The organism is Elusimicrobiota bacterium (assembly GCA_016182905.1).
Classification (GTDB): Bacteria; Elusimicrobiota; Elusimicrobia; order UBA1565; family UBA9628; genus GWA2-66-18.
The window spans coordinates 110,203-133,927 of record JACPFR010000021.1 but is presented as its reverse complement, the minus strand read 5'-3'; the positions used below and the strand labels follow the sequence as shown (position 1 = coordinate 133,927).

The 23,725-nt window shown below is 69.0% G+C and carries 23 protein-coding genes, 3 tRNA genes and 1 other RNA gene; 13 read left to right on the top strand and 14 right to left on the bottom strand.

The genetic code is table 11. The features are described from left to right. The 3 genes from HYV14_08805 to HYV14_08795 form a co-directional block, all read right to left on the bottom strand. On the bottom strand, positions 1-116 hold a 116-nt coding region (locus HYV14_08805; protein MBI2386097.1), incomplete at its 3' end, for a hypothetical protein. A gap of 59 nt (positions 117-175) precedes the next feature. Further along, a tRNA-Thr gene (locus HYV14_08800) sits at positions 176-248 on the bottom strand. Between the two features lie 19 nt (positions 249-267). After that, positions 268-341 (bottom strand) — tRNA-Gly (locus tag HYV14_08795). Positions 342-512: 171 nt separating this feature from the next. Between HYV14_08795 and lepB the strand changes: the two genes are divergently transcribed. The 3 genes from lepB to HYV14_08780 all read left to right on the top strand — a co-directional run bounded on the left by lepB (position 513) and on the right by HYV14_08780 (position 2,299). Continuing rightward, complete coding sequence (gene lepB / locus HYV14_08790; protein ID MBI2386096.1) at positions 513-1,028, top strand: signal peptidase I; 516 nt, start codon at positions 513-515, stop codon at positions 1,026-1,028. Between the two features lie 83 nt (positions 1,029-1,111). Next, positions 1,112-2,179, top strand: coding sequence for a transglycosylase SLT domain-containing protein (locus tag HYV14_08785; protein ID MBI2386095.1), 1,068 nt, complete (start codon positions 1,112-1,114; stop codon positions 2,177-2,179). A 48-nt stretch (positions 2,180-2,227) separates the two neighbouring features. Beyond that, positions 2,228-2,299, top strand: a tRNA-Val gene (locus HYV14_08780). A gap of 117 nt (positions 2,300-2,416) precedes the next feature. Here HYV14_08780 and HYV14_08775 read toward each other — a convergent pair. Continuing rightward, positions 2,417-3,085, bottom strand: coding sequence for a hypothetical protein (locus HYV14_08775; GenBank protein MBI2386094.1), 669 nt, complete (start codon positions 3,083-3,085; stop codon positions 2,417-2,419). 76 nt (positions 3,086-3,161) lie between these two features. Beyond that, a complete protein-coding gene (locus tag HYV14_08770) occupies positions 3,162-3,605 on the bottom strand; it encodes a hypothetical protein (GenBank protein ID MBI2386093.1) in 444 nt (147 codons plus the stop codon). Positions 3,606-3,640: 35 nt separating this feature from the next. On the opposite strand from HYV14_08770, the gene HYV14_08765 reads away from it, so the two are divergent. The 9 genes from HYV14_08765 to HYV14_08725 all read left to right on the top strand — a co-directional run bounded on the left by HYV14_08765 (position 3,641) and on the right by HYV14_08725 (position 14,182). Further along, a complete protein-coding gene (locus HYV14_08765; GenBank protein MBI2386092.1) occupies positions 3,641-4,378 on the top strand; it encodes a hypothetical protein in 738 nt (245 codons plus the stop codon). Between the two features lie 8 nt (positions 4,379-4,386). Further along, positions 4,387-4,752: RNase P RNA component class A (gene rnpB, locus HYV14_08760), an RNA gene on the top strand. Positions 4,753-4,877: 125 nt separating this feature from the next. Beyond that, the gene (locus tag HYV14_08755; protein MBI2386091.1) at positions 4,878-7,424 is read left to right on the top strand and encodes a DUF1861 family protein; all 2,547 of its coding nucleotides are present in this window, start codon (positions 4,878-4,880) and stop codon (positions 7,422-7,424) included. A 56-nt stretch (positions 7,425-7,480) separates the two neighbouring features. Then, positions 7,481-8,452, top strand: a complete 972-nt coding sequence (gene hemB / locus HYV14_08750) for a porphobilinogen synthase (protein MBI2386090.1) — start codon at positions 7,481-7,483, stop codon at positions 8,450-8,452. Between the two features lie 23 nt (positions 8,453-8,475). Continuing rightward, on the top strand, positions 8,476-9,744 hold the full coding sequence (hemL, locus tag HYV14_08745) for a glutamate-1-semialdehyde 2,1-aminomutase (GenBank protein MBI2386089.1): 1,269 nt from the start codon (positions 8,476-8,478) through the stop codon (positions 9,742-9,744). A 185-nt stretch (positions 9,745-9,929) separates the two neighbouring features. Further along, positions 9,930-10,772, top strand: a complete 843-nt coding sequence (locus HYV14_08740) for a hypothetical protein (GenBank protein MBI2386088.1) — start codon at positions 9,930-9,932, stop codon at positions 10,770-10,772. Then, positions 10,769-11,881 (top strand): ATP-dependent Clp protease ATP-binding subunit, encoded by a 1,113-nt coding sequence (locus HYV14_08735; protein ID MBI2386087.1) that lies wholly within the window; start codon positions 10,769-10,771, stop codon positions 11,879-11,881. The genes HYV14_08740 and HYV14_08735 overlap by 4 nt, the downstream gene beginning before the upstream one ends. Beyond that, entirely contained in the window at positions 11,878-13,170 is a 1,293-nt protein-coding gene (locus tag HYV14_08730) for a hypothetical protein (GenBank protein ID MBI2386086.1), read from the top strand. Before HYV14_08735 ends, HYV14_08730 begins: the two co-directional genes overlap by 4 nt. A gap of 10 nt (positions 13,171-13,180) precedes the next feature. Next, the gene (locus tag HYV14_08725; GenBank protein ID MBI2386085.1) at positions 13,181-14,182 is read left to right on the top strand and encodes an ATP-dependent Clp protease ATP-binding subunit; all 1,002 of its coding nucleotides are present in this window, start codon (positions 13,181-13,183) and stop codon (positions 14,180-14,182) included. 1 nt (position 14,183) lies between these two features. Here the strand turns inward: HYV14_08725 and HYV14_08720 are convergent, their stop codons facing one another. Together HYV14_08720 and HYV14_08715 are read right to left on the bottom strand one after the other, a co-directional pair. Further along, positions 14,184-15,338, bottom strand: coding sequence for a hypothetical protein (locus tag HYV14_08720; GenBank protein ID MBI2386084.1), 1,155 nt, complete (start codon positions 15,336-15,338; stop codon positions 14,184-14,186). Positions 15,339-15,400: 62 nt separating this feature from the next. Then, entirely contained in the window at positions 15,401-16,102 is a 702-nt protein-coding gene (locus HYV14_08715) for a Bax inhibitor-1/YccA family protein (protein ID MBI2386083.1), read from the bottom strand. A 65-nt stretch (positions 16,103-16,167) separates the two neighbouring features. On the opposite strand from HYV14_08715, the gene HYV14_08710 reads away from it, so the two are divergent. Beyond that, on the top strand, positions 16,168-16,569 hold the full coding sequence (locus HYV14_08710) for a response regulator (protein ID MBI2386082.1): 402 nt from the start codon (positions 16,168-16,170) through the stop codon (positions 16,567-16,569). On the opposite strand, the gene HYV14_08705 is transcribed toward HYV14_08710, so the two are convergent. From HYV14_08705 to yqeK, 7 genes are read right to left on the bottom strand one after another with little or no spacing between them, the layout of a single operon-like run. Further along, positions 16,547-18,199, bottom strand: coding sequence for an arginine--tRNA ligase (locus tag HYV14_08705; GenBank protein ID MBI2386081.1), 1,653 nt, complete (start codon positions 18,197-18,199; stop codon positions 16,547-16,549). The genes HYV14_08710 and HYV14_08705 overlap by 23 nt on opposite strands. After that, positions 18,199-19,281, bottom strand: a complete 1,083-nt coding sequence (locus HYV14_08700; GenBank protein MBI2386080.1) for a type IV pilus twitching motility protein PilT — start codon at positions 19,279-19,281, stop codon at positions 18,199-18,201. Before HYV14_08700 ends, HYV14_08705 begins: the two co-directional genes overlap by 1 nt. Next, on the bottom strand, positions 19,269-19,619 hold the full coding sequence (rsfS, locus tag HYV14_08695; protein MBI2386079.1) for a ribosome silencing factor: 351 nt from the start codon (positions 19,617-19,619) through the stop codon (positions 19,269-19,271). Before rsfS ends, HYV14_08700 begins: the two co-directional genes overlap by 13 nt. Beyond that, the gene (locus HYV14_08690; protein MBI2386078.1) at positions 19,603-20,505 is read right to left on the bottom strand and encodes a cyclic nucleotide-binding domain-containing protein; all 903 of its coding nucleotides are present in this window, start codon (positions 20,503-20,505) and stop codon (positions 19,603-19,605) included. The genes rsfS and HYV14_08690 overlap by 17 nt, the downstream gene beginning before the upstream one ends. A gap of 2 nt (positions 20,506-20,507) precedes the next feature. After that, positions 20,508-21,593, bottom strand: coding sequence for a type IV pilus twitching motility protein PilT (locus HYV14_08685; GenBank protein MBI2386077.1), 1,086 nt, complete (start codon positions 21,591-21,593; stop codon positions 20,508-20,510). 8 nt (positions 21,594-21,601) lie between these two features. After that, positions 21,602-22,573, bottom strand: a complete 972-nt coding sequence (locus tag HYV14_08680; protein ID MBI2386076.1) for a LytR C-terminal domain-containing protein — start codon at positions 22,571-22,573, stop codon at positions 21,602-21,604. Continuing rightward, positions 22,549-23,673 carry a bis(5'-nucleosyl)-tetraphosphatase (symmetrical) YqeK gene (gene yqeK, locus HYV14_08675; protein MBI2386075.1) on the bottom strand — a complete coding sequence of 375 codons (1,125 nt, stop codon included), beginning with the start codon at positions 23,671-23,673 and terminating at the stop codon, positions 22,549-22,551. Before yqeK ends, HYV14_08680 begins: the two co-directional genes overlap by 25 nt. Positions 23,674-23,725: the final 52 nt, after the last annotated feature.

The window sequence follows — 23,725 nt, the reverse complement described above, 5'->3', positions numbered from 1 at the left end:
TTCTTCGAGAGATAGCTGGTGATCGCGGCCGTCAAAGTGGTCTTGCCATGGTCGACGTGCCCGATGGTGCCGATGTTGACGTGCGGCTTGGTGCGCTCGAATTTAGCCTTGGACATGGCGTGAGGTCTCCTTGTTTGCTGTTGTCTTTAAGAGTCGGTGCGGCGACGACAAAAATAGCTGGGAATGGGAATTGAACCCACGACCTTCCCCTTACCAAGGGGATGCTCTACCAGCTGAGCTATCCCAGCGTTGAAAAACACGACGATCTGGAGCGGGCGATGGGAATCGAACCCACGTAACGAGTTTGGAAAACTCGTGTTCTACCATTGAACTACGCCCGCGACTGCCCCGCCTTGCCGGGTCTCCGGGCGCGGCAACGCCAACGTCGCGTCGCAGCCGAGCCGAGGGAAAGACCAACGGATGGCGGGACCGAAATTATAGCCAAACGCCCGCGACGGTGTCAACCGAGCGAGACTGGACGCCGCCTTCTTTACCGGGTATCCTTAAGAGCGATGGAGATAGCGCGACTTCTGAAGCTGTTCGCGATCGCCCTGGCGGTCGTGCTCCCGGTCCGGACCTGGGTGGCGGAGCCGGTGTACGTGGCCAGTCCCTCCATGGAGCCGGCCCTCAAGACCGGCACCTTGCTGATCCTGGACAAGGTCACCTTGCGGATGCGGGCCCCGCGCCGGGGAGATGTCCTGTCCTTCCGCAGCCCGGTGGGCGGCCCGGACCTGCTCAAGCGCGTGGTCGCCCTCCCCGGCGAGACCGTCGAAATGAGGAAAAAGGTAGTTTTTATAAACGGAAAAGAGCTGGATGAGCCCTATGCCGTTCATTCCCGGGCGGATGAAAGCCTGGAGGGGGACAGTCTCGCCCCCCTGGTGGTGCCCGAAAAGAGCTTCTTCGTGCTCGGCGACAACCGCGACGAATCGGCCGATTCCTCGGTCTGGAAGGACGCCGAGGGCAAGCCTCTGCGCTTCCTGCGTCTGCCCCTGATTCAGGGCATCGTGCGCCGCCTCCCCTGGGCTTAGCCCCGAAATTAGGCCTTTAGGCCTAGACGCGGATGGGTCCGCAGCCCCTGACCGTTTGGGCCCGGACCTACTATTCTTTAGGCATGAAGACCTACATGCTCCTCGCGGCGATGATCCTGGCGCCCTTCGGCGCCTCCGCCGCGGTCCCCGTCAACGAGAACGCCCGTGCCGCATTCATCGCGGAGATCGAGGCGACCCGCGCCGCCCTCCTGCCCCAGACCGTGCCCCTTCCGCAGGTGACCGTGCGCTTCACGCCCCGTCTCAACGACCTCAAGGCGGCGGCGGCCGCCGCCAAGGACCCGGCCCAGCTCGAGAAGGCCAAGAAGGATTTCGGCGACTGGAAGGCCGTCCTGCTGCGCAGCCTGTACGGCGAGGCCCCGCGCTTCGCCGCCGGCGCGTCGTCGTTCGAGAAGTTCTCCGCCGCCAAGGCCTCGGAGATCGATTTCGTGCTGGCCCTGCGCCAACAGCTCTCCGCGCAGCGCGTCGAGTCCCAGGTGAAGGCGGTTCGCTCGGCCAGCCTGAGGCCGCAGGCTTCGTGGGGCTTCGCGTTCGACAACTCCCGCGCCGTCCCCGGCTCCTTCGCCGCGCCGGCCAACGACGGCGCCGTCCTCGCCGAGCCGCCGCTGCCCGCCAACGATCCCGCCCGCTACGACAAGATCCGCTCCTTGCTCCGGTCGCAGGGCGTCAGCCCCAAGATCATCGACACCGCCATCGCCGAGGGCCGGCGCCAGAAGGTTGACCCGATGATCGTCCTGTCCGTCATCAACCAGGAATCCAACTTCCGCAGGAACGCGCGCAATAGCGGGTCCGGCGCCACGGGCCTGATGCAGCTCATGCCCGAGACCGCCGCCGACATGGGCGTGCGCGGCAGCCTCTACGATCCCGCCGCGAACATCAAGGCCGGCGTGAAGTACCTGAACTGGATCGCGAACTCCTTCTTCAAGATGAACCTGGACATGTCCGACCTGTCCAAGGTCCCCGCCGAGAAGCTCAAGATGGTGCTCGCCTCCTACAACTGGGGCATCGGCAACGTCCAGCGGACCGTGCGCAAGTACGGCGCCGCGGCCCTCGACCGCGTGGCCCCGAAGGAGACGCGCAACTACATCAAGGAGATCCCCTCGCGGATCTACGACTGGTTCGCGTCCTTCTAGACCCCGTCGGCGCTATGCTATAATGTCCGCCGTTCGGCGTCTTCCGACGGGCAGTTAGCTCAGCGGTAGAGCATTGTCCTCACACGACAAGGGTCACAGGTTCAAATCCTGTACTGCCCAAGCCGTTCGCCTCTCTCAATTTTTTAACGGCTGAAACGAGAAAGAGGCGAACGGCTTCGTTCTTTATCATCCCCCATCATCCTCAGGCCTTGAACTGACGGTACCGTCAGTTGCGCTTTAGGGGAGGGCCCAGAGGACGGCTTGGTCTTTGTCGAAGCGGGCGACGAGGCGGGGAAGGCCGTAGGGCGTCAGGTCATAATAGGCCCAAGGATAAACGCTGGACCGGACGGACAAGTTGAGCGCTTTTTCGGCGTTCTCCGGCACGATGAACAGGAGCCAGCCGTCGAAGATGACGCGAACGGGCGAGCCGTTCATTGCGATGACCGTCGCCGCGTCGAGGCGGCGCTGAAGCAGCTTCGGCAGATCGGTGGAGTGGACCTGCGCGCCTTTGCGGACCGAGATGGTATTGGGCGGCGTGACGGACAGCGCCCAGTCCGGGGCGCCGTTCTTCAGCATGCGGGAAAGCTCCGCGATGGCCGAGTCGGGGTACGGCGAGGAGAGCTCCCCGCCGGGGACGACCGACACGCTCAGCCCCAAGGCGCAGGCCCGGGTGAGATACACGCCCAGGCGCGCCGTCCTCTTCTCGCCCAGGTCCCATTCCACGCGGGGCGCCCGCGCGAGAAGGGCGACCGCCGCGCCTTCGCCGCGCAGCAGCGGCTTGTGATCGCGCTCGAGCTCCTCCGTGCTCATCGGCTCGGCCTCGACCGGCGTGCAGCCGACGCGGACGATCTGCGCGGCCGCGTTCGACGCGCACAGCAGCAGGACGGGGAGGAGAAGCTTTTTCATGCCGGGTCATCATACGCCATCGCGCCGCCCGACGGTATGAGGCGAAAGTCCCAGGCGCGGCGTCTCTTTGGACCTGTTATGGGCGGGGCTTCTTCGCCGCTTTCTCGGATCCCGCCGGCGGCGCGCTCCAGGAGAAATCCTCCTTCCCCTGCAGGCGGCGGTGGGACATGTACGCCGTCATGCCCCCGAGGAAGAGCAAGGCGGCCGCCCAGCCGAAGGGGCCCCCGGCGGTGAAGAACGCGGCGTAGGCCATCAGGCCGGTCCCGGCGACGGCGGCTCCGGCCCCGGCCGTGCGGGCCGTCTCCAGGACCTGTTTTTCCGACAGGCGCGGGGCGGTGACCGTGACCGGCTCGGCGAGGGGCGCGGTGGAAATGAGAACCGCGGCGGAGGACGTCGAGGTTTCGACGTCCGCGTCCGCCGCGGAGAGCTGCGGGGGCAAGGCGATCAGGAGCGCCAGGAACGCCGAGGCGATCTTCATGGCGAGAACCCCCTGCGGGGAGTGCCGCACCATTTCAGCCATCCTCCGAGGGAAATATCCTATACTGGACCTATCCTATGGCACTGACCAAAGAAGCCTTACTCGCCCTGGTCGCCCTCCAGCTCAAGGACAACGTCCTCGACGCCATCCAGAAAGAGATCGACGCCGTGCCTCCGCGCATCGCCGCGCTCAAGGCCGACCTCGAGGGCGAGAAGCGCCACATGAACGAGGCGAAGGCGCGCATACTCGACCTCGAGAAGAAGAAAAAAGCCAAGGAGCTCGACGTGGCCGCCAAGGACGAGGCCGCGCGCAAGCACTCCGCCCAGCTCAACGATCTGAAGTCGAACGACGCGTACAAGGCGATGCAGGCCGAGATCGAGGCCGAGAAGGCCGCGGCCGGCGACATCGAGACCGAGATCCTCCAGATCATGGAGGACCTCGACAAGGCCAAGGCCGAGGAGAAGGCCGCGACCGCCGAGTTCAAGAAGACCGAGGAGTTCTCCAAGAAGGACTTGGAGAAGCTCGAGGCCGAGATGTCTCACGCGAAGGGACGCTTCGGGACCGAGAAGACGGGGCGCGACGCGGCGGCCGCCGCCGTGGCTCCGTCGGAGATGAAGGTCTACAACCACATCCGCGGGCGCGGCAAGCCCGACGCCGTCGTGCCGGTCGTCGGCGGCCACTGCGGCTCGTGCCAAATCAATCTCACTCCGGGCATCATCCTCGAGATCGCCAAGCTCAAGAGCCTGGTCACCTGCGAGAGCTGCCAGCGCATCCTTTACAAGCCCGAGCTGCTCGTTCCCACGGCCGCGGCTTAAACGATTTCAGGGACGGCCGGAGGGCCGCTGACCCGCGAGGGTTGGAGGAACTTCCGGACTCCGATGAGCGCGACGCCCGTCGAAAGGCGGGGAGGCGGGGACGAGAAGCCCCGTCGACGGAAAGTACCACAGAAAGTTACCGCCCTCAACGTGGGGGTAAGGGTGAAAAGGTGGGGTAAGAGCCCACCGGCGGCGCCGCAAGGCGCCGCGCATAGGTAAACCCCGTCGGGAGCAAGGCAGTTGGGCGGAGGACGCTGCTCGCGTCAGGTGGATCAGCTTCGCTGATCCCACACGGCCGCCCGGTAGCCGCTGAGAGAAATGGTCCTCGAGCCCGCAAGGGTGGACAGAATCCGGGGTACAGGCCGTCCCTGATTCGAATAATGGAGCGGGCCCGCGACGAGCGGGCCCGCTCCTCATTTCAGAGGCTAGGCCTTATGCCTGCCCCCGTCGTCCCTAACTGCCCAGGCCTTGGAACGGCGCGGATGATATCCTTGGAACAGTGAGACTTTTCAGGAAGTCCGCGGCCCTCGCCGTCCTCCTTAGCGCGCCTTTTCACGAGGCGGCGGCGCAGACCGTCGGTCCGGCGGGCAAGGCGGGCGCGACGGGTTCCATCCCGGCGACGGGCGTCATCCCCGCGTTGGGGATGACGATGGGGGCGCCTTCGCTCTCGCCGATGAGCGCCCCGGCGCTCGGTCTGGTCCCGTCGCTCGTTCCCGCGCCGGCCGCGGCGCCGGTCCCCGTCCCCGCGGCGACGGCGGTGCTCGCGCGCGCCGCGCTGATCCAGGCGCTGGCACTCGCTCCGGCGGCGGAAATGCCCGGACGCCTCGACGCGCTTTACGCCGGAGGCGTCCCGAAGCGGGACTCGGACTCCGATCCCGTCGCCCCGGCGCCGGCCGCGCCGGCGGGCGTCGAAGGGCTCGTCGCGGATTATCGTGCCGAGGGCCGGGCCGCGAGCGGCCGCAAGCTGCGCTTCACCGGGATCGGCGGCCGCGACGCCTACAATCCCACGGCTCCCTTCAAGACGAGTTTCCGCGGACGCGCGGTCGAGGTCATGGCGGCCCGCGTCGAGGCGCGCGACAGCGAGGAGTCCGAGGTGATCTTCTTCGAGAAGAGCCGCGGCCGCTGGCGGCCGCTGGCGGGCGCGCCGCGCCTGAAGCTCCAGGACCCCTTCGTCTCGCGGATCGGCGGCGAGCTCGTGCTGGGCGGCGTGGAGACCTTCCCCAAGGACGGCGGCCTCGGCTATCGCACGGTGTTCTACCGCGGCGCCTCGCTGTCGAAGCTGAAGCGCTTCGCCGTCGGCCCCGACGGCATGAAGGACATACGCCTGGCCGAATTGCCGGACGGGAAGCTCCTCGTCGTGACAAGGCCGCAGGGCGAGGCCGGCGGCCGGGGCAAGATCGCGATGACGGTCGTCGACGGGCTGGGCGCGCTCGAGCCCGGCGCGATCTCGCGCGCCGAGATCCTCGAGGGCCTGTTCCGCGCCGACGAATGGGGCGGGGCCAACGAGCTGCACGTGCTGCCGGGCGGGCTCGTCGGCGTCCTGGGCCACGTGGCCCGCTTCGACGAGAAAGGCGGCCGGCATTACTATCCGATGGCCTTCACGGTCGACCCGGCGACGGGACGGCGCACGCCGATGAAGATATTGCTCGAGCGCGGCCGGCTGCCGGCCGGGGCGTCGAAGCGGCCGGACCTGGAGGACGTCCTCTTCAGCGGCGGCCTGATCCGCGGCGGGGACGGGACCGCGTCTCTCTACGTCGGGGCGGGAGACGCGGAGGCCTACCGCGTCGAGATCGAGGATCCTTTCCGGGCCGCGGCGTCCGCGAACGCGTCGGGCTTCAGCAAGAGCGATGAGCGCTTCCTCGACGAGGTCCAGCGCAAGGCGTTCCTTTATTTCTGGGAGCAGACCGACCCCGTCACCGGCCTGACGAAGGACCGGGCGGGGAATTTCGGCGGGAGCGACCGCGGCATCGCCTCGATGGCGGCGACGGGCTTCGGCCTGACGGCGCTGACGATCGGCGAGGCCCGCGGCTGGATCACGCGCGAGCAGGCTTACGCGCGGGCGCTGACCGCCTTGCGGCACCTGAAGGACCGTCAGGCCCACGAGCACGGCTGGTTCCACCATTTCGTCGAGGCGGTCGACGGCCGGCCGCTGCGCTCCTCCGAGATCTCGTCGATCGACACGGCCTTGCTCCTGGCCGGGGCGCTGACGGCCGGCCGGCGCTTCGCCGGGACCGAGGTGGACCGCCTGGCGCGCGAGATCTACGAGCGCGTGGACTTCCCGTGGATGATGACCGACGGCGGGGCCAAGCCCGAGTCGCGGACCTTGTCGATGGGCTGGAGCGAGCGCGGGGGCTTCATCGAGTCGCGCTGGGACGCCTACAGCGAGCACCAGATCCTCTACATCCTCGGCCTCGGCTCGCCGACGCATCCGCTGCCCGCCGAGTCGTGGCGCTCTTGGAAGCGCCCGGAAAAAGGCCCGCTGACCCAGGCGTCAGGGTCGCTGTTCACGCATCAGTTCTCCCAGCTGTGGCTCGACCTGCGCGGCTGGAAGGACGACGGCCACGACTATTTCGAGAAGTCGGTGGAGGCCGCGCTCGCCCACCGCGCCGCGGCGATCGCGGCTAGGAAGGAGTACAGGACGTACGGCCCGAACTGCTGGGGCCTGACCGCCTGCGACGGCCCCGACGGCTACCGCCCCTACGGCGCCTACCCCGACGCGATCATCCACGACGGGACCGTCGCCCCGGCGGCGGCGGGGGGCTCGGCGGCGCACACGCCGGCGCTCTCGGTCGCGGCCCTGCGCCACATGAAGGCGAAGTACGGCGACCGGATCTGGGGGCGCTACGGCTTCTCCGACGCCTTCAACACCGACCCGCGCTGGCGGGAGCGCTTCAACGCCGACGGCCTGTGGCGCTCCCCGGACGCCGTCGGCATCGACCAGGGCGCCATCCTGCTCGCGGTGGAGAACGCCCGCTCCGGAGCGGTGTGGGCGGAGTTCATGGCGACCGCGCACGCGCGCCGGGCCTTCGAGAAGCTCGGCCGCTGAGCCGGGCTTGCCTCCCGTCAGATGAAATCGGCCGTCGATGATGTAAAATGCGGCCTATGAGCTTCCCCGTCACGCGCCCTCGCCGCCTGCGTTCCAGCCCCGCCCTTCGCGCCCTGATCCGGGAGACGGATCTCACCGCCAAGGACTTCGTGCTCCCCCTGTTCATCCGCCCCGGCAAGGGGGAGAAGCGCCCGATCTCGTCGATGCCCGGCCACTACCAGTACTCGGTGGACATGGCGGTCAAGGCTGCCGACGCCGCCGTGCGCGAGGGCATCCCGGGCCTGATCCTGTTCGGCATCCCCGACAAGAAGGACGGCAAGGCCAGCGGCGCCTACGCCGACGACGGCATCGTGCAGAACGCGGTGAAGGCGATCAAGGACAAGCACCCGAACCTGCTGATGATCGCCGACCTGTGCTTCTGCGAGTACACCGACCACGGCCACTGCGGCGTCGTCAAGGACGGCAAGGTGCTCAACGACCCGACCTTGGCGCTCTCCGCGAAGACCGCCGCCTCGCAGGCGAAGGCCGGCTTCGACGTCATCGCGCCCTCGGGCATGATGGACGGCCAGGTCGCGGCGATCCGCAAGTCCCTCGACGAGCACGGCTACGGCGATACGCCCATACTCGCGTACGCGGCCAAGTACGCGAGCGCCTTTTACGGGCCCTTCCGCGAGGCCGCCGAGTCCCCGCCCAGCTTCGGCGACCGTTCGAGCTATCAGATGGACCCGGCCAACTTCGACGAGGCGATGCGCGAGGTGGCGCTCGACGTCGAGGAGGGGGCGGACATGGTGATGGTCAAGCCCGCCTTGCCCTATCTCGACGTGCTGAAAGCGGTGAAGGTCCGGTTCGGCCTGCCCACCTCGGCCTATCAGGTGTCGGGCGAGTTCGCGATGATCAAGGCCGCGGCCGCCAACGGTTGGGTCGACGAGCGGAAGATGGCCCTGGAGTCGCTGACGTCGATCAAGCGCGCCGGCGCCGACTTCATCCTGACCTATTACGCCCTGGAGGCCGCCAAATGGCTCGCCTGAAGAAGAACCCGAAGCAGACCGACATGAAGAAGATCTTCGCCCGCGCGCGCCAGTCGCTCGTCGGCGGCGTCAACTCGCCGGTGCGCGCCTTCAAGTCGGTCGGCGGCACGCCGCTGTTCGTCAACTCGGGGTCCGGGGCGTACCTCAAGGCCGACGACGGCCGCGAGTACCTCGACTTCTGCCTGTCGTGGGGTCCTCTGATGTTCGGCCACGCCCGGCGCGAGCTCGTGCGGGCGGCGCAGGACGCGGTCGCCCGCGGCTCGACGTTCGGCGCGGCGACGCAGGCCGAGGTGAACCTGGCGGAGCGCATCAAGAAGGCGCTGCCGTCGATCGAGCTGCTGCGCATGACCAGTTCCGGGACCGAGGCGGGAATGAGCGCGGCGCGCGCCGCGCGCGCGTTCACCGGCCGCGACCTGATCATCAAGTTCGCGGGCTGCTACCATGGACATTTCGACAGCCTGCTGGTCGCGGCCGGCTCCGGCGCGACGACTTTGGGGGTGCCGGACTCCGCGGGGGTGCCGAAGTCCTTCGCGGCGACGACTGTTGTCGTGCCGTTTAACGATTTAACGGCGGTGGAGAACGCGTTCAAGAAAAACAAAGGGAAGATCGCGGCCATCTTCGTCGAGCCCATTCCCGCGAACATGGGAGTCGTCTTTCCGGCGAAGGGCTTCCTGGAAGGCCTGCGACGCATCACCAAGCGCGAGAAGGCCTTGTTGATTTTCGACGAGGTCATCACCGGCTTTCGTGTCTGCTACGGCGGCGCGCAGACCCTCTACAAGATCAAGCCCGACCTCACCGTGCTCGGCAAGATCATCGGCGGCGGCATGCCGATGGGCGCCTACGGCGGCCGGCGCGACGTCATGTCGGTGATCTCTCCCGAGGGTCCGGCGTACCAGGCCGGGACCTTGTCGGGCAACCCGGTCGCGGTCGCGGCCGGCACGGCGATGCTCGACCTGCTCCACTCCGAGTCGCCGTACAAGCGCATGGCCCAGCTCGCCGACTACATGTGCGAGGGCCTGCGGCGCGCGTCGCTGCGCGCGGGCGTGCCCCTGCGCATCCAGTCCATCGGCTCGATGTTCACCCCGTTCTTCCTCGAGGGCGAGGTCACCGACTACGCCTCGGCGATGAAGGCCGACAAGGCGGCCTATGGGCGCTACTTCCACGGCATGATCGAGCGCGGCGTCTACCTGCCGCCGGCGCAGTGGGAGGCGGCGTTCGTCTCCTACGCCCACACCGAGAAGGACCTCAACTTCGCCATCGGCGCGGCGTCCGAAGCCCTCAAGGAGATATAGCTCTCGTCGCGGGGAATCCGCCCCGGTGAGAGTTCTCCGCGAGAGCCCTCCTTTTCGGTCGACTGTTTCCGGAAACAGTCGACTGACGGTGCCGTCAGTCGCCCGGCGTCTTTCCTAAAGAGGGGTCTAATCAGGCGTTGACAAGGTTGCGCCCTTCCTCAATACTATGGAGTCCCGGAGCTCCCATGAGCGAACAACCCTCTCCCGAGCCGAATAAATCGAAGGCCGACGCCGCGCCCAAGGCGGCGTCCTCTCCTCAAGGCCTCGACCCGTCCCGGGGCTCGGCCTATGTCCCGCTTCCGGGACAGCCGGCGGCCAAAGGGAGGGGGATCCTGGTCCTCGCCGCGCTGATCGCGGCCGGGGCGCTGGCCGGGACCGCCATCCATTATCGTCAGCCGTCGGGCCCCGCGCCGATCGCGATCGCCGCCGGGCAGGAGGACAAGGTCATCACGGTGACCGACGCCGACCTGAACGCCGCGGCCACCGAGCGCGTGCGCCAGTCCCCGGCGCCCGCCGGCGCCGGAGGCGCCGCTCCGACGACGATGGGCACCGGCGCGCCGGCGTCCCCGCAGGCTCCGGCCGCCGTCGCGCCCGCGGATCCCGCCCCCTCCGCCCCCGCCGTGCCCGCGGAGAACCGGGCTTCCTCGCCGCTGCCCGTCGTGCCGCCCGAGCTGGCGGCGCCCGCGGCATCCGCGCCTCAGTCGGTGCTGACCGCGCAAGGGCACGAGGCGGTGCGCTCCGACGGCTGGTCTATCTTCTCGATGCGGCTCATCGACGACGTGGACCAGGACGGCGACGTCGTGCAGATCCTCGTGGACGGCGTGCCGGTGTCGTACCTGGCCCTGACCCACGGCGGGGCGACGCTCGAGATCCCGCTCAAGAAGGGCGAGTCGCACCGGGTGACGGTCAAGGCGGTGCGCGACGGCGTCGGAGGCGTCACGCTCGGCCTGCAGACCTCGGCCGGGACGGTCGTCTCGCGGCGGATGCTGGTCGGCGAGACCGACAGCTGGACCATCGACTACAAGTGAGATCGAGCCCCACGCATCCCCTCTTCGTCCTGATGGCCGTGATGGCCATCGGCGGCGCCTTGATCGGGGTGAAGCAGCGCGCCCCCGAGGTGCTGCCCTGGATATTCGCGCTCGCCGGGGTCGGGATGATCTACCGCTTCTGGGCGATCTCGCGCGAGGACGCGGCCGCGCGCGGCGAGGGCCTCGTCGACCACGAGGTCCTGCGCAAGATGCGCCTGCGCGACTACGGCAGCTGGATCAAGGAGAACGTGCGCGGCCAGGACGCGGCCGTGGACCTGATCGTGCACAGCGTCCAGCGCGGCCTGGAGCTGGCGCGGCCCGGCCGCAGCCTGGGCTCCTTCCTCCTCGTCGGGCCGACGGGGACGGGCAAGACCTTCCTCGCGCAGATGACGGCGATGGCCCTGTGGCCGGAGAAGGAGCCGGTGATCCTGCGCATGAACCAGTTCAAGGACCCGCACGACCTGCAGGGCCTGCTGGGCGCCGCGGGCGGGGCGGAGACGGGCTCGCTGACCGGGGCGCTGCTCGAGGATCCCTACCGCGTCGTGCTGCTCGACGAGATCGACAAGTGCCACCCCGACGTCCTGCACGGCCTGTTCGAGGCGCTCGACGGCGGGCAGGTGCGCGACCGCTCCTCGTCGAAGATGGTCGATTTCAGCGGCTGCGTGTTCTTCGCGACCTGCAACGCGGGCGCGGAGCGCCTGCGCGCGCTCAAGACCGACGACGCCTCCTCGTTCGCGGCGCGCGCGCGCGACGCCTTGATCAAGGACGCCGGCTTCGAGAAGGCCTTCCTCGCCCGCTTCAGCGAGATCGTGCTGATGGACGCGCTGGCGCCGATCCACATCGCCGAGATCGCCTGCCTGCAGATCGCCAAGCAGTGGCGCGAGCAGGGCATCGTGGTCAGCTACCTCTCGCCCGAGCTGCTCGCGCGCGCGGTGGCGCTCAACGCCGAGTTCGGCGAGTACGGCGTGCGCCAGCTCACGCGCTGCCTGCGCCGCATGATGGATCCCCTGCTCGAGGAGGCCCGCCAGAAGGGCTCGAGCGCCGTCTCGCTGGGCCTCGACCCGCACACCGGCGGGGCGGTCCTGGGCCTCGCGAGGGAGCGGCCGTGAAGAAGCGCCTGCTCAAGGACACCTGGTTCCAGATGTTCGCCGCCGTCGGGGGCGTCGCCTACGTGGTCTCGGCGCTGGGCTCGGCGACGGCGCGTCACGAGAGCCTGCCGCCCCCGGCGGCGCCGGCCGCGGTGTCCGCGCCCGCGCCCGCCGCGGCCGCGCCGGCCGACCGGGCCTTCGATGATCCCGGGTCGTACGGCGCCGTCACCCCCCCGGCGCCCGCCTCGTCCGACCTCGCCACCTACAGCGGCGTGACCGCCGCCGCGCGGGATCCGTCGGCGATGGTCATGGGCCCTGCCGCGTCCGTGCCGTCCACGCCGCCGAAGTTCACCTTGACGGGCTCGGGCGTGGGGAACACGCAGGGCATCGTCGGCGCTCCGGCCGGGGGCCTGGGGGGGATCAACAGCCTGCTCAACAGCCTGATGGGCGCGCCTCAGGCCGCGCAGGCGCCGACGGCCCAAGCGGCGCGGGCCGCGCTGCCGGCGCCCTTGCGCGTCGCGCCGTCGCGCGTCGGCATCTTCACGGTGGGGCCGGCGGGCACGGCGGGCGTGGACACCTCGAGCCTGCGCGACGCGGTGTTCAGCGCCTCGGACGGCGACCTCATCCTGGTCAAGCCCGGGAGCTACGAGGGCCCCGTCGACGTCGCGAACAAGTCCGTGCGCATCCGTGGCACCGGCTCTTATCCCGGCGCCGTCACGGTGAGCTGGACCGGCCCCGGCGCGACGATCAGCGTGCGCAACGGCGGCCTCCGGCTCGAGAAGGTGCTCGTCGAGCGCGGCTCGCATTTTGAGTATCCGAAGACCGAGCCGGGAGGGGCCGTGTACGGCTACGCCTCGGCGCTGACCCTGCGCGACGTCCAGGTCAACAGCAACGACTCGTCGGCCCCGCCGCTGATCGTCGAGCAGGGCGGCGGCTCCGCGAAGCTCACGGTCGAGGACGTCCGCCTCACCGGCTCGTCGGCCAACGTCCTGATCCGCGGGGCGGTCAAGGCGAAGTTCACCCGGACCACGTTCGACGCGTACACGCGGCCGCTCGCGGCCTGGATCGACTCGGCCGTCGAGCTCGTCGACTGCCGCTTCCTGGACACCACGGCCGACATCGTGATCCTCGCCTACGAGGGCGCGCGGGTGACGGTGACCGGCAAGCAGAAGCCGCGCATCGTCACCACGCGGGGCGCCGAGGCCACGGGGTACGAGGACAGCTTCGGCGTGAAGCGGCCGGGCATCGCGCGCGGCGGCTTCGCGCGGGACATCTTCCGGCGCGGGCGCCGGGCCGGGACTTTGCCATGAGGAGAAAACGGTGAGCGATCTTTCCAAGATGACGGACTGGACCAAGCTCCAGGGGATGCTCAAGGCCTCGGACTCGGAGAGCAAGCGCTTCACGGTCGACGAGGCCAAGCTCGTCGAGCACCTGCGCTCGCGCGTGAAGGGCCAGGACGAGATCGTCGAGGACGTGGCGCGCCTCATCCGCCTGAGCTGGATGAAGGACAAGCGCACGCGGCCGGTGTGCAACCTCCTGTTCCTCGGGCCGACCGGCACGGGGAAGACCGAGCTGGCGAAGGCCATCTGCGAGTACCTGTTCGGCGACGAGCAGGCCTTGCTGCGCTTCGACTGCTCCGAGCTGGCCAGCGCCGAGATGGGAAAGTCCCGCCTGACGGGCGCGTCCTCCGGCTACGTGGGCGCCGAGCAGGGCGGGCAGCTGACGCGCCCCATGTTCGCCAACCCCAAGCGCGTCGTGCTCTTCGACGAGATCGAGAAGGCGCACCCGACCGTCTTCGACCTCCTCCTGCAGGTCATGGGAGAAGGGCGCCTGACCGAGCAGGGCAGCGGCAAGACCGCGGACTTCACCCAATCGGTGATCATCATGACGAGCAACTCACTCGCCGACTCGATGGGCAAGGCGGTGCAGGGCCTCACCGACTATCCCCGCATCATGAACGCGATCAAGACCTTGCTCGCCGAGAGCGGGACCTTCCGCCCCGAGATCCTCGGCCGCGTGGACAAGGTCTACCTGTTCAAGCCGTTGGCCGGCATGCAGGTCGCCGAGATCTCCTTGCTCAAGATCTCCAAGCTCGGCCAGGAGTACGGCATCGAGACGCATTTCGTCGCGCCCGAGCTGATCGTCCAGGCGCTCGAGGCCAACATGCGCGTCAGCAAGTTCGGCATCCGCGAGCTCGAGCGGATCCTGTTCGACCAGTACGCGGCCTACTTCGTCGAGGCCCGCGCGGCGAACGCCAAGTCGGTGTCCTTCGAGGTCGCCGACGACGGGACCATCGTCTGCAAGCGCGACCCGGCGCCCTGAGCTACTTCGAGGTCAGCCAGACGTTGGCGTAGATCCCGCGCGAGCCGTCGGGGCGCGAGAACGCGGCGCCGGGATGGAGCGACAGCCCGTTGCCGCGGCCGTCGAACTCCCGGGCGGGCTCGGCCGGGGCCTCGGTGAACGAGATCTCGCGCACGCCCGCCGTCTTCAGGGAGACCGGCGCGCGGTTGAACCCGCCGACCTTCATCTTCAGGCCGTAGGCCTTCTCCAGCGCCGCGAGCGCGGGGGCGTCGAGCAGGCCGCGCGCCCGGGCGTCCGGCGGCAGCACGCCGTCGCGCGAGGCCCGGTCCACGAACGCGCGCAGGGTCGAGAAGCCGTCGGGATGGCCGTCGGCCTGGCCGTCGCCGTTGAGGTCGCTCTGGTCGCCGAACAGCTCGAGGCCGGTCCGCCCCGAGGCGCCGTCCTTGTCGGCGTCGAAGACGAGGATGCCCATCCCCTCCTCGACCTCGTTGAGCCATTTGAGCTTGTCGTCGTCCTTCGTCCCGGTGATCCCGTAGATGGCCTTGCGGGAGCTCGTCTTGATGCCCGTGTTCGCCAGGTCGAAGACGAGCGGGTCCTGCATGACGGGCAAGGTCGGGAGGTCGAGCTCCGACTCGACGCGGTCGCGCTCCGTGCCGTCGGAGAGGACCTGATGGTACAGCGCGCGCCGGCCGGGGACGCCGCCGGGGTTCCAGGACAGGATGGTCTGGCGCAGGATGCTCAGGGGCGCGCCGGCCGCCGGCGCGCCGGAGCCGCCGGACAGCGTCCGGGCGAAGGAGCCCTTGAGCTGAGTCGGCCACCGCCACGCGACCGCGGGCGCGGCGAAGGCCAGCGCGGCGGCGGACAGGGCCGCGGGGGCCGCGGCGCCGCCCTCCGAGCCGGCGAGCGGGGGCGGGATCGAGGAGGGGGCGGCCTTCGCGCGGGGCGCGGCGGCGGCGGCCGGCATCGGGAGCGCGGCCGCCGCGGGCGCGGGCGGCGCGACGGGGACGGGGGCCGGGGCTTTCGGGGCGGAGAAGCCGGGGGCGAGCAGCCAGGTCAGCCCCACCGCCGCGGCGATCCCCGCGCCGGCGACGGCGAGGCCGGAGGAGCCGCCCGTCTTGCGGGGGCGAGGCGGAGCGGTGTACGCGCCGGTCAGGGGGCCGCGGTCGTTGTTTCCCATGCGCTCATTATAAACGAGCGCGGCCGGGAAATCATTTCACGCGGTTAAATGTTCGGTAAAGCCTAGTCGCGGCGGCGGCCCGTGAGGCGCAGCAGGCTCAGGAACAGGTTGATGAAGTCGAGGTACAAGGTGAGCGCGCCGGAGATCGCCTCCTTCGTGTCCTCGTCCGTGCCCGCGTTGCCGACGACGTTCATCGCCTTGATCTTCTGGGTGTCGTAGGCGGTCAGCCCGGTGAAGACGATCACGCTGAGGATCGAGACGGCCCACTCGACGGCGGGGCTCTTCGTCCACCAGTTCACGACGGAGGCGAGGATGATCCCGACGAGGCCCATCATCATGAAGTTGCCCATCGAGGTGAGGTCGGTCTTCGTCATGTAGCCGTAGGCGCTCATGACGGCGAACATCCCGCCGGTCAGGAAGAAGGCGTTGGCGATGGAGCCGCGGGTGTAGATCAGGAAGATGACCGACAAGGTCACGCCGCTGAGCGCCGCGTAGAACAGGAAGGCCAGCCGCGCCGTGCCGACCTCCATCGTCTTGACCCAGCCGGACAGGAAGACGACCAGGCCGAGCTCGGCGATCATCAGCCCGTAGAAGAGGACCTTGTTCTGGACCAAGGCCATGATCATGCGCGGGTCGGAGGCCATGTACAGCGCGCACGCCCCGGTGACCGCGAGCCCCACGCTCATCCAGGCGTAGACCTTCTGGATGAAGGAGCGCGACTCGATCTCGGCGGCGGACATCAGGCCCGGGGGGGAATAGCTCATGGGAACGAGTGTAACAGTTTCTTGACTGGGTCTTGTGTATCCCGCGACGTCTGCTAAGCTTAGGTATGCGAAAACACGATTTTTCCGTCAAGCCGCGGATACTGGTCGCCGACGAGACGCACGACCTCGCCGACGTCTACGGGTTCCTCTTCACCGCGGCCGGCTACCGCGTCTCCCGGGCCTACGACGGCCTCACCGCGGCGGCGCTGGCGAAGGTCCTCAAGCCCGAGGTTGCGATCCTCAACCAGGACCTGCCGGGCCTGACCGGCCTCGCCCTCCTGAGGGAGCTGCGCGCGGCGGGCGCGAGGACGAAGGTGATCATCACCAGCGCGCGGGACGATTTCGCGCCGCTGGCCGCGCGCGCGCGGTCGGAGGGCGCGGAGTTCTGCGTGCGCCAGCCCTGCCCCGCCGAACGGCTCCTGAAGATGGTCTCGGCGCTGCGCGCTACATCTGCTCGGGGGCGCTGACGCCGAGCAGGTCCAGGCCTTCGCGGATCGCGTCCCGGACGCCCGCGATCAGCAGCAGGCGCGCCTTCCCCTGCTCGGGGTCCTCGGCGCCGACGACCGGGCACTTCTCGTAGAACGGGTGGAATAGGCCCGCCAGCTCCATCAGGTAGTTCGCCAGCGGATGCGGCGAGAGCAGCCGCTCGCTGTCGAGCAGCACCTCGGGGAACCAGGCGAGCTTGTTGAGCAGCGCGCGCTCCTCCGGGGCGAGCAGGAAGCGCGCGTTGGGCATGCCCAGCTGGGCCCCGGCCGGGTACAGGCCCGTCTCCGCCGCCTTGCGGAAGATCGAGCAGATGCGGGCGTGGACGTACTGCACGTAGAACACCGGATTCTCGCTCGACTGCTTCTTGGCGAGCTCGAGGTCGAAGTTCAGGTGGCTGTCGGGCGTGCGCAGCGCGAAGAAGAAGCGGCAGGCGTCCTTGCCGACCTCTTCGATTATCTCGCGAAGCGAGATGAAGGTGCCGGCGCGCTTGCTCATCTTCACCGCCGCCTGGCCGCGGAAGAGATGGATCAGCTGATGGACGATCGCGTGGTAGCTCTCGGGCGCCTTGCCGAGCGCGGCGATCGCGGCCCGCATGCGCGGGACGTAGCCGTGGTGGTCGGCGCCGAAGATGTCGATGACCCTCTCGAAGCCGCGGTCGTACTTGTCCTTGTGGTAGGCGATGTCGGGCAGGAAATAGGTCGGCTTGCCGGTGCTCTTGATCAGCACGCGGTCCTTGTCGTCGGTGGAGCCTTCCGCGCTCTGCGTGCCGAGCCAGACCGCGCCGTCCTTCTCGAACACCATCCCGCGGCCCTTGAGGAACTCGAGGGTCTTGGGCACGGCGCCGGAGGCGAACAGCTCGCTCTCCAGGTACCAGCGGTCGAAATGGGCGTCGAACACCTTCATGTCGTCCTTATGAGAGGCGAGCAAGGTGTCCATCGCGTAGCGGCCCCAGGCCTGGGCGTCCCAGGACGATTTGTCCGCCGGAGCGGCGGCGGCCAGATCGACCAGATAGTCGCCCTGATAGCCCTTCTCGGGGACCTGGGCGTCCTCGCCCTTCGACTGCCGGTAGCGGGCCATGATCGACTCGCCGAGCAGGATGACGCGGTCGCCGCCGTCGTTGACGTAATACTCGGCGCGGGCGTCGCGGCCGAGCCGCTTCATGATGCGGACGAGACTGTCCCCGAGCGTCGCTCCTCTTCCCGACGCCATGTGCAGGGGGCCGGTCGGGTTCGCGGACACGAACTCGACCAGCACCTTCGTCTTGGGCCCGCCGTCGTCTTCCCCGTACGTTTTCGGCGACAGCGTGATCGCCTTCAGGTTCGCGCACAACGCCGTCTGCTTGAGGACGACGTTGACGAAGCCGGGGGGCGCGGGCGCGGCGCTCTCCACCTCGGGGACCTTCGACAAGGCTTCGGCCAGGGACTTGGCCAACTCGATCGGGTTCTTCTTGGCGGCTTTGGCGGCGGCGAGCGGCCACGGCAAGGAGAGGTCGGCCTTCACGTGCGCCGGCGGGGCGTTGACGGGGAGGCTCCCGGGCAGCGGCACGCCCGACGCGTCCGCCCATTTGCGGGCCTCGTGGGCGAGCTTCTTGCGCAGCGCGGCGATGATCATCACGCGGCTCCGGGTACGACGCCGGACGCGGTCAGGCGGCGGAGGTTGTCCGCGTCGTGCGCCGCGGCGGTCGCCTCGGCGAACTCGAGCAGGCCCTGCTTGTAGAGGAAGGCGAGGTATTGGTCCATGGAGATCATCCCGAACTTGGCGCCGGCCTCGACCGCGCCGTAGATCTGGTGGGTCTTCGCCTCGCGGATGAGGTTGGCGATGCCGGTCGTCACCTTCATGAACTCGCGGGCGCAGACCTGGCCGCCCCCGCCCTTGCGCGGCAGGAGCTGCTGGCAGACGACGCCTTGAAGGACGGTCGACAGCTGGACGCGCACCTGCTGCTGCTGGTGGGCGGGGAACACGTCGATGATGCGGTCCACGGTCGTCGCCGCGTCGTGCGTGTGGAGCGTGGCGAAGCACAGGTGGCCGGTCTCGGCCGCGCTGATCGCGAGCTGGATCGTCTCCAGGTCGCGCAGCTCGCCGATGAGGATCACGTCCGGGTCCTGGCGCATCGAGTGGCGCAGGGCCTCGGCGAAGGACTTGGTCGTCGAGCCGACCTCGCGCTGGAGGATGACGGACTGCTTGTCCTCGTAGACGAACTCGATCGGGTCCTCGATCGTGAGCACCTTCTTGGGGTGCTTCAGGTTGATCTGCTCGATCATGCAGGCGAGCGTCGTGGACTTGCCCGAGCCCGTGGGGCCGGTGACCAGGACGAGGCCGCGCGGCAGGTCGATGAGGTTCGCGATCGCGGGCATGAGGCCGATCTCGGCCGGCGTCGGGATCTTGGCGGAGATGACGCGGAAGACCGCGGCGATGCCGTTCTTCTGGCGGAAGACGTTGAGCCGGAAGCGGGCGACTCCCGGAAGGGAGACCGAGCCGTCGAGCTCCCAGTTCTCCTCGAACTTCGCGCGCTGGGCCTCGGCGAGCACCGAGTAGATCATGCGCTCGCATTCCTCGGCCTTGAGCTCGGGAAGACCGGCGATGGGCTCGATGGCCCCCTGGCGGCGCACCATCGGGGGCTTGCCGACGACGAGGTGCAGGTCGCTGGCGCCGAGGCGCGCGGTCTGCGCGAGGACTTCCGTCAGTTCCGCCATGCCAGCTCCTTGGCGCCGTCGTGCAGCCGCTCGAGCGCGTACAGCTCCCGCGCCTCCTCGACCATCAGGTGAACGATGAGCCCGCCGAAATCGAGCACGCGCCACAGGTCGCTCTGCGGGCGGTTGCGGTGGTGGACGCGCAGGCCGGCCTTCTCGAGCTCCTCGGCGAGCTTGTCCTCCAGGGACTCGAGGTGCGGCCGGGACAGCGCGGTCGCGATGATCATGTAGTCGGACAGCGGGCTCGTCTTGCGGACGTCGAGGACGACGATGTTCGCGGCCTTGTTCTCGTTCATCGCGCGCGCGGCCGAGATGGTGACCGTCTTAAAAGCTTTGGGCATTGGACCTCGATTGAAGACGGCGGCGTAGCGCCTCGTCGGCGCGGAAATCGATGTTCTCGAGCGCCGAGGCGAGCAGGCGCGCGACGGCGGTCATGGTTCGGGCGGTCTCGGCGCGGCGCCCCTCGTCCGGGGCGGCGGCGGCGCGCAGGCGCAGGGTCGCCAGGAGCTTCTCCGGCGAGCGGAGCACGAGGACGAGGGTGCGCTCGTCGGTCCAGGCCTGGTCCGGCGCGGTCTTGGAGGGCAAAGCCGCCGCCTCGGGGCCGAAGGCCTCGGCGCCGGCGGCGCCCGCCGGGTCCATCTCCTCGTTGTAGGGGTTGTAGGCGTGGGCGCAGGCCGACCAGTCGCCGTCGAGGTGGGGCAGGACGCGGCCCAGGGCGCGCTCGAGCAGTTCGACGGCGCTCGCGGCGGGCTCGATGAGCAGGATCGACAGGTCGTACATCAGCGCGAGCTCCGCGGAGGTGCGGCGCAGGCGGCGCGACTGCACCTGCACGAGCTCGGCGAAGAAGCCCATCGCGTCCTGCGGGTTGGCGGACAGCCAGGCCTTCAGGTCGTCGCGCTTGAGGCGCAGCAGCTTCGCCTCTCCGACTGAGTATGCGCCGGCCGACCGCGCGACCGCGTCGAGCAGGGCCATCTCGCCGAAGCAGTCGCCCGTCCCGAGCGAGGCCAGGTCCTTCTGGCCGCCGCCGGACAGCCGCTTGGTCACGCGCACCCGGCCGGAGAGGACGAAATAGAGGCCGTCGCCGATCGTGCCCTCGGCGAAGACCTCCCCGCCGTCGGGGAACGAGAGCGGCTCCAGGTAGGCGGACAGCGCGCGCAGGCGCTCCTCGGGATACTGATCGAAGAGCTCCAGGGAACGGAGCAGGGCGACGCGGTCGGTTTCCGCCATCCTTACATCAGCGACGCGCCGGAGCGGCCCGTGATGCCGGCGAGCTGCTTGAACGTGTCCTGGTTGTTGGCGCGCTGGAGGGCCTCGTCGGGGGCGACGAGGCCGGTGCGCACCAGCTCGGCGAGAGACTTGTCCATCGGGATCATGCCGTGCTTGGCCCCGGTGTCGAGCGCGCCGTAGATCATGTGCGTCTTGCCCTCGCGGATCATGTTGGAGATCGCGGGCGTCATGATCATGATCTCGCGCGCGGCGACGCGGCCCTCGCCGTCCTTCTTCGCCACCAGCTGCTGGCAGACGACGGCCGCGAGCACGACGGCGAGCTGGACGCGGATCTGGGCCTGCTGGTGCGGCGGGAACACGTCGATGATGCGGTCGATCGTCGACGGGGCGTCCTGCGTGTGGAGCGTGCCGAAGCACAGGTGGCCCGTCTCGGCGGCGGTGATCGCGAGCTGCATCGTCTCGAGGTCGCGGAGCTCGCCGATGAGGATGACGTCGGGGTCCTGGCGCAGGGCCGACTTCAGCGCGGCGCCGAAGGACTTCGTGTTCTGGCCGATCTCGCGCTGGCGGAACACCGACTTTTTCGACTCATAGACGAACTCGATGGGGTCTTCCACCGTCAGGATGTTGTCGGAGTACTTGTTGTTGATCATCTCCATGATCACGGCCAGCGTCGTCGACTTCCCCGAGCCCGTGGGGCCGGTGACGAGCACGAGGCCGCGCGGGAGGTCGGCGAGGTCGGTGATGGACTTGGGCAGGCGCAGCTGCTCGGCGGTCGGGATCTTGGAGCTGATGACGCGCATGACGGCCTCGACGCCGTTCTTCTGCAGGAACACGTTGACGCGGAAGCGGGAGAGCCCGGTCACCGCGAAGGAGCAGTCGAGCTCCCAGGTCTCCTCGAACTTGGCGCGCTGCTCCTCGTACAAAATAGAGTAAATGAGGCGCTTGGACTCGTCGGCGGTGATCTTCGTGAAGCCCGGGATCTCGGCCATCTCGCCGTTGACGCGCATCAGCGGCGGCTTGCCGATGACGAGGTGGATGTCGCTGGAGCCCATCTGCACGGCGGTTTTCAGCACTTCGACGAGTTCCATGGTCTCTCCTAGTAACTGCAGTCTCCGCCGAGCTCGACGCTGGCATCGACCCCGCGCAGCGGGTCGATGCGGGTCGCCGCGATCGCCGTCGGACAGCCGAGCGCCGCGCGAACCCGCGCGGCGCGCTCAAAATCGCCGATCCGGTCATAGACGACCGTCCGAGAACGCGGACGCGGGGTCTGTCCCATGACCATCGCGTCCATCTCGCTTAATCTTAGAACTTTAGCCGCCTGAGCCGCCAGGCCCGGCACGTCGGTGCCGTTGAGCACCTCGACGACGACCGTCTTCTCCTCGTCGCGCGGCTCGAGCCGGGAGGCGAAGGCGCGGGCCAGGAAGCCGGGGGCGGCGGCGTCGTCCGGGAGCGAGGCGGGCTGCAGCCTCTCGAGCGGGACGCGGCGAAGCTCGAGGGTCAGGAGAAGGGCGTCGGCCGCGGCCTTGTCCCCCTTCAGGAGGCCGTCCAGGGCCCGGCGCGCCAGCGGCCACAGGGCGCGCGGCGAGCGCCCGCGGGCCTTGAGGGCGCGGGCGGCGGCGACGGCGGGCTCCTCCTCCTCGTCGCCGGGCGCGAGCTCCAGGCTCAGGCGGCCGGCCCCGTCCCACCGGACGGGCTCGAGCGACAGCTCGGAGAACCGGATCTGCGCCAGGTCCTCGACGGCGCGCGCCGCCGCCGCCGCGTCGCCGGTGGCGCGCAGCGCGTCCAGGTAGGCGCGGGCGGCGGTGAGCTTGCCCTGCAGCCGGGTCGCTTCCGGCACGTGGATCAGCACGAGCACGCCGCGGACGGGGTGGAAGACCCCGAGATGCAGGGCCGGCGGGGAGGTCCGCCCCGGCTCGCGGACGGCGAGCCAGAACGGCCAGGGGGCGTCGGCCCGGAGCCGCGCGGCGAAGGGCGAGCGGCTCTCGACCGCCGCGACGCCGAGGACGGCGGCGAGCAGGACGAGGGCGAGGGCTCTCTGGGCGTTCAGGGCAGCGCGAGGGAGTTCCATAGGTCGACGGTGAGCGGGTGGAGCCAGGCTTCGCGCGAGACGGCGTGGGCGATCTTCTCCGCGATGCAGCGCTTGAGGGCCGCGTCGAGGTCGTCGAAGGCGAGGGACCGGGTCGCGGCCGAGGTCGCGTGGGTGCGGTCGATCGCACAGGCGTCGGCGACGTAGAGGATCTTGTCGAGAAGGCCCAGGCGGCGGTCGCCGAGGGTGTGGCGGCGAATGGCGTTCAGGGTCTCGGGGTCGGTCACGCCGAATTCGCGCCGCGCCAAGTCGGCCGAAACGTAAGCGTGCAATAGCATCGGTGCCAGGTCAAGGATGATGGCCCGTTCAGGGACCGCCAGACGCCGTTGGCGCGCGTAGCGCGCCAATTCGTGCGGGGGATATCTCCGTCCGGCGTCGTGGAGGAGTCCGGCCGATCGAGCTTTGACGGGGTCGGCTCCCCAGCGCCGGGCCAGGGCTTCGGCCAAGGAGGCGACGTTGAGGGTGTGGGCGTAACGGCTGGGGGACAGGGTCGTTCTGAGTCGAGTCGCCATCCTTTTGCCGTACAAATTCCGTTTCTCGATGTACGATCGGACGGCGGGGAGGAGATCCTGCGAGCAGTCCTGGTCGAGGGCCAGACGGGAGCGGATCTCCGACGAAGAAATGGAGGGGAACCTTCCAGGGACCTGACGGAAGTGCGCGGGAGGACGGTCCTCGGCGCCGGGTCGGGCGCCGTACCACCACGTCGCCAACGACTTCAGGCGGGAGGGGTTTTTCCACCTAGGGAAAGAAGCGGCGGAGTCCTGGCCGCAGAGGAAATGGAGCTCGGCGTCTTTGAGCGCGCCGAGCGTCTCGACGGTGAAGACCTGACGGCGCGCGCGCGCTTCGCGCGCGTCGATACGGCAGACGCGGCGATATTTCAACGGCAGCGGATCGAGGATGCCCAGACGGGCCATGACGAGACGGTCTTTGGAGCTTGCCTGCGGCGCGTCCTTCAAAGGAGCCTTGAAGGCGGGAACGACGACGATCCGATCCGGATTTATTTTTTTCGCGGCGGCGAGAAGGAGCGCGGCATGGCCGAGATGCGGAGGATCGAAGCTGCCGCCGTAGACGAGGACTCTCATGGGAACCGTCATTCTACCGTCCTCGGAGCGGCTTGACAATGAGCGCGTGTAA

Bases quoted from the DNA above. Each gene is read 5' to 3' on its own strand.
- HYV14_08710 (MBI2386082.1), top strand. From the start codon at position 16,168: ATGCGAAAACACGATTTTTCCGTCAAGCCGCGGATACTGGTCGCCGAC.
- HYV14_08785 (MBI2386095.1), top strand. From the start codon at position 1,112: ATGAAGACCTACATGCTCCTCGCGGCGATGATCCTGGCGCCCTTCGGC.
- rsfS (MBI2386079.1), bottom strand. From the start codon at position 19,619: ATGCCCAAAGCTTTTAAGACGGTCACCATCTCGGCCGCGCGCGCGATG.
- HYV14_08765 (MBI2386092.1), top strand. From the start codon at position 3,641: ATGGCACTGACCAAAGAAGCCTTACTCGCCCTGGTCGCCCTCCAGCTC.
- HYV14_08770 (MBI2386093.1), bottom strand. From the start codon at position 3,605: ATGGCTGAAATGGTGCGGCACTCCCCGCAGGGGGTTCTCGCCATGAAG.
- HYV14_08685 (MBI2386077.1), bottom strand. From the start codon at position 21,593: ATGGAACTCGTCGAAGTGCTGAAAACCGCCGTGCAGATGGGCTCCAGC.
- lepB (MBI2386096.1), top strand. From the start codon at position 513: ATGGAGATAGCGCGACTTCTGAAGCTGTTCGCGATCGCCCTGGCGGTC.
- HYV14_08690 (MBI2386078.1), bottom strand. From the start codon at position 20,505: ATGGCGGAAACCGACCGCGTCGCCCTGCTCCGTTCCCTGGAGCTCTTC.
- yqeK (MBI2386075.1), bottom strand. From the start codon at position 23,673: ATGAGAGTCCTCGTCTACGGCGGCAGCTTCGATCCTCCGCATCTCGGC.
- hemB (MBI2386090.1), top strand. From the start codon at position 7,481: ATGAGCTTCCCCGTCACGCGCCCTCGCCGCCTGCGTTCCAGCCCCGCC.
- HYV14_08700 (MBI2386080.1), bottom strand. From the start codon at position 19,281: ATGGCGGAACTGACGGAAGTCCTCGCGCAGACCGCGCGCCTCGGCGCC.
- hemL (MBI2386089.1), top strand. From the start codon at position 8,476: ATGAAGAAGATCTTCGCCCGCGCGCGCCAGTCGCTCGTCGGCGGCGTC.
- HYV14_08740 (MBI2386088.1), top strand. From the start codon at position 9,930: ATGAGCGAACAACCCTCTCCCGAGCCGAATAAATCGAAGGCCGACGCC.
- HYV14_08705 (MBI2386081.1), bottom strand. From the start codon at position 18,199: ATGATCATCGCCGCGCTGCGCAAGAAGCTCGCCCACGAGGCCCGCAAA.
- HYV14_08680 (MBI2386076.1), bottom strand. From the start codon at position 22,573: ATGGAACTCCCTCGCGCTGCCCTGAACGCCCAGAGAGCCCTCGCCCTC.
- HYV14_08720 (MBI2386084.1), bottom strand. From the start codon at position 15,338: ATGGGAAACAACGACCGCGGCCCCCTGACCGGCGCGTACACCGCTCCG.
- HYV14_08715 (MBI2386083.1), bottom strand. From the start codon at position 16,102: ATGAGCTATTCCCCCCCGGGCCTGATGTCCGCCGCCGAGATCGAGTCG.
- HYV14_08775 (MBI2386094.1), bottom strand. From the start codon at position 3,085: ATGAAAAAGCTTCTCCTCCCCGTCCTGCTGCTGTGCGCGTCGAACGCG.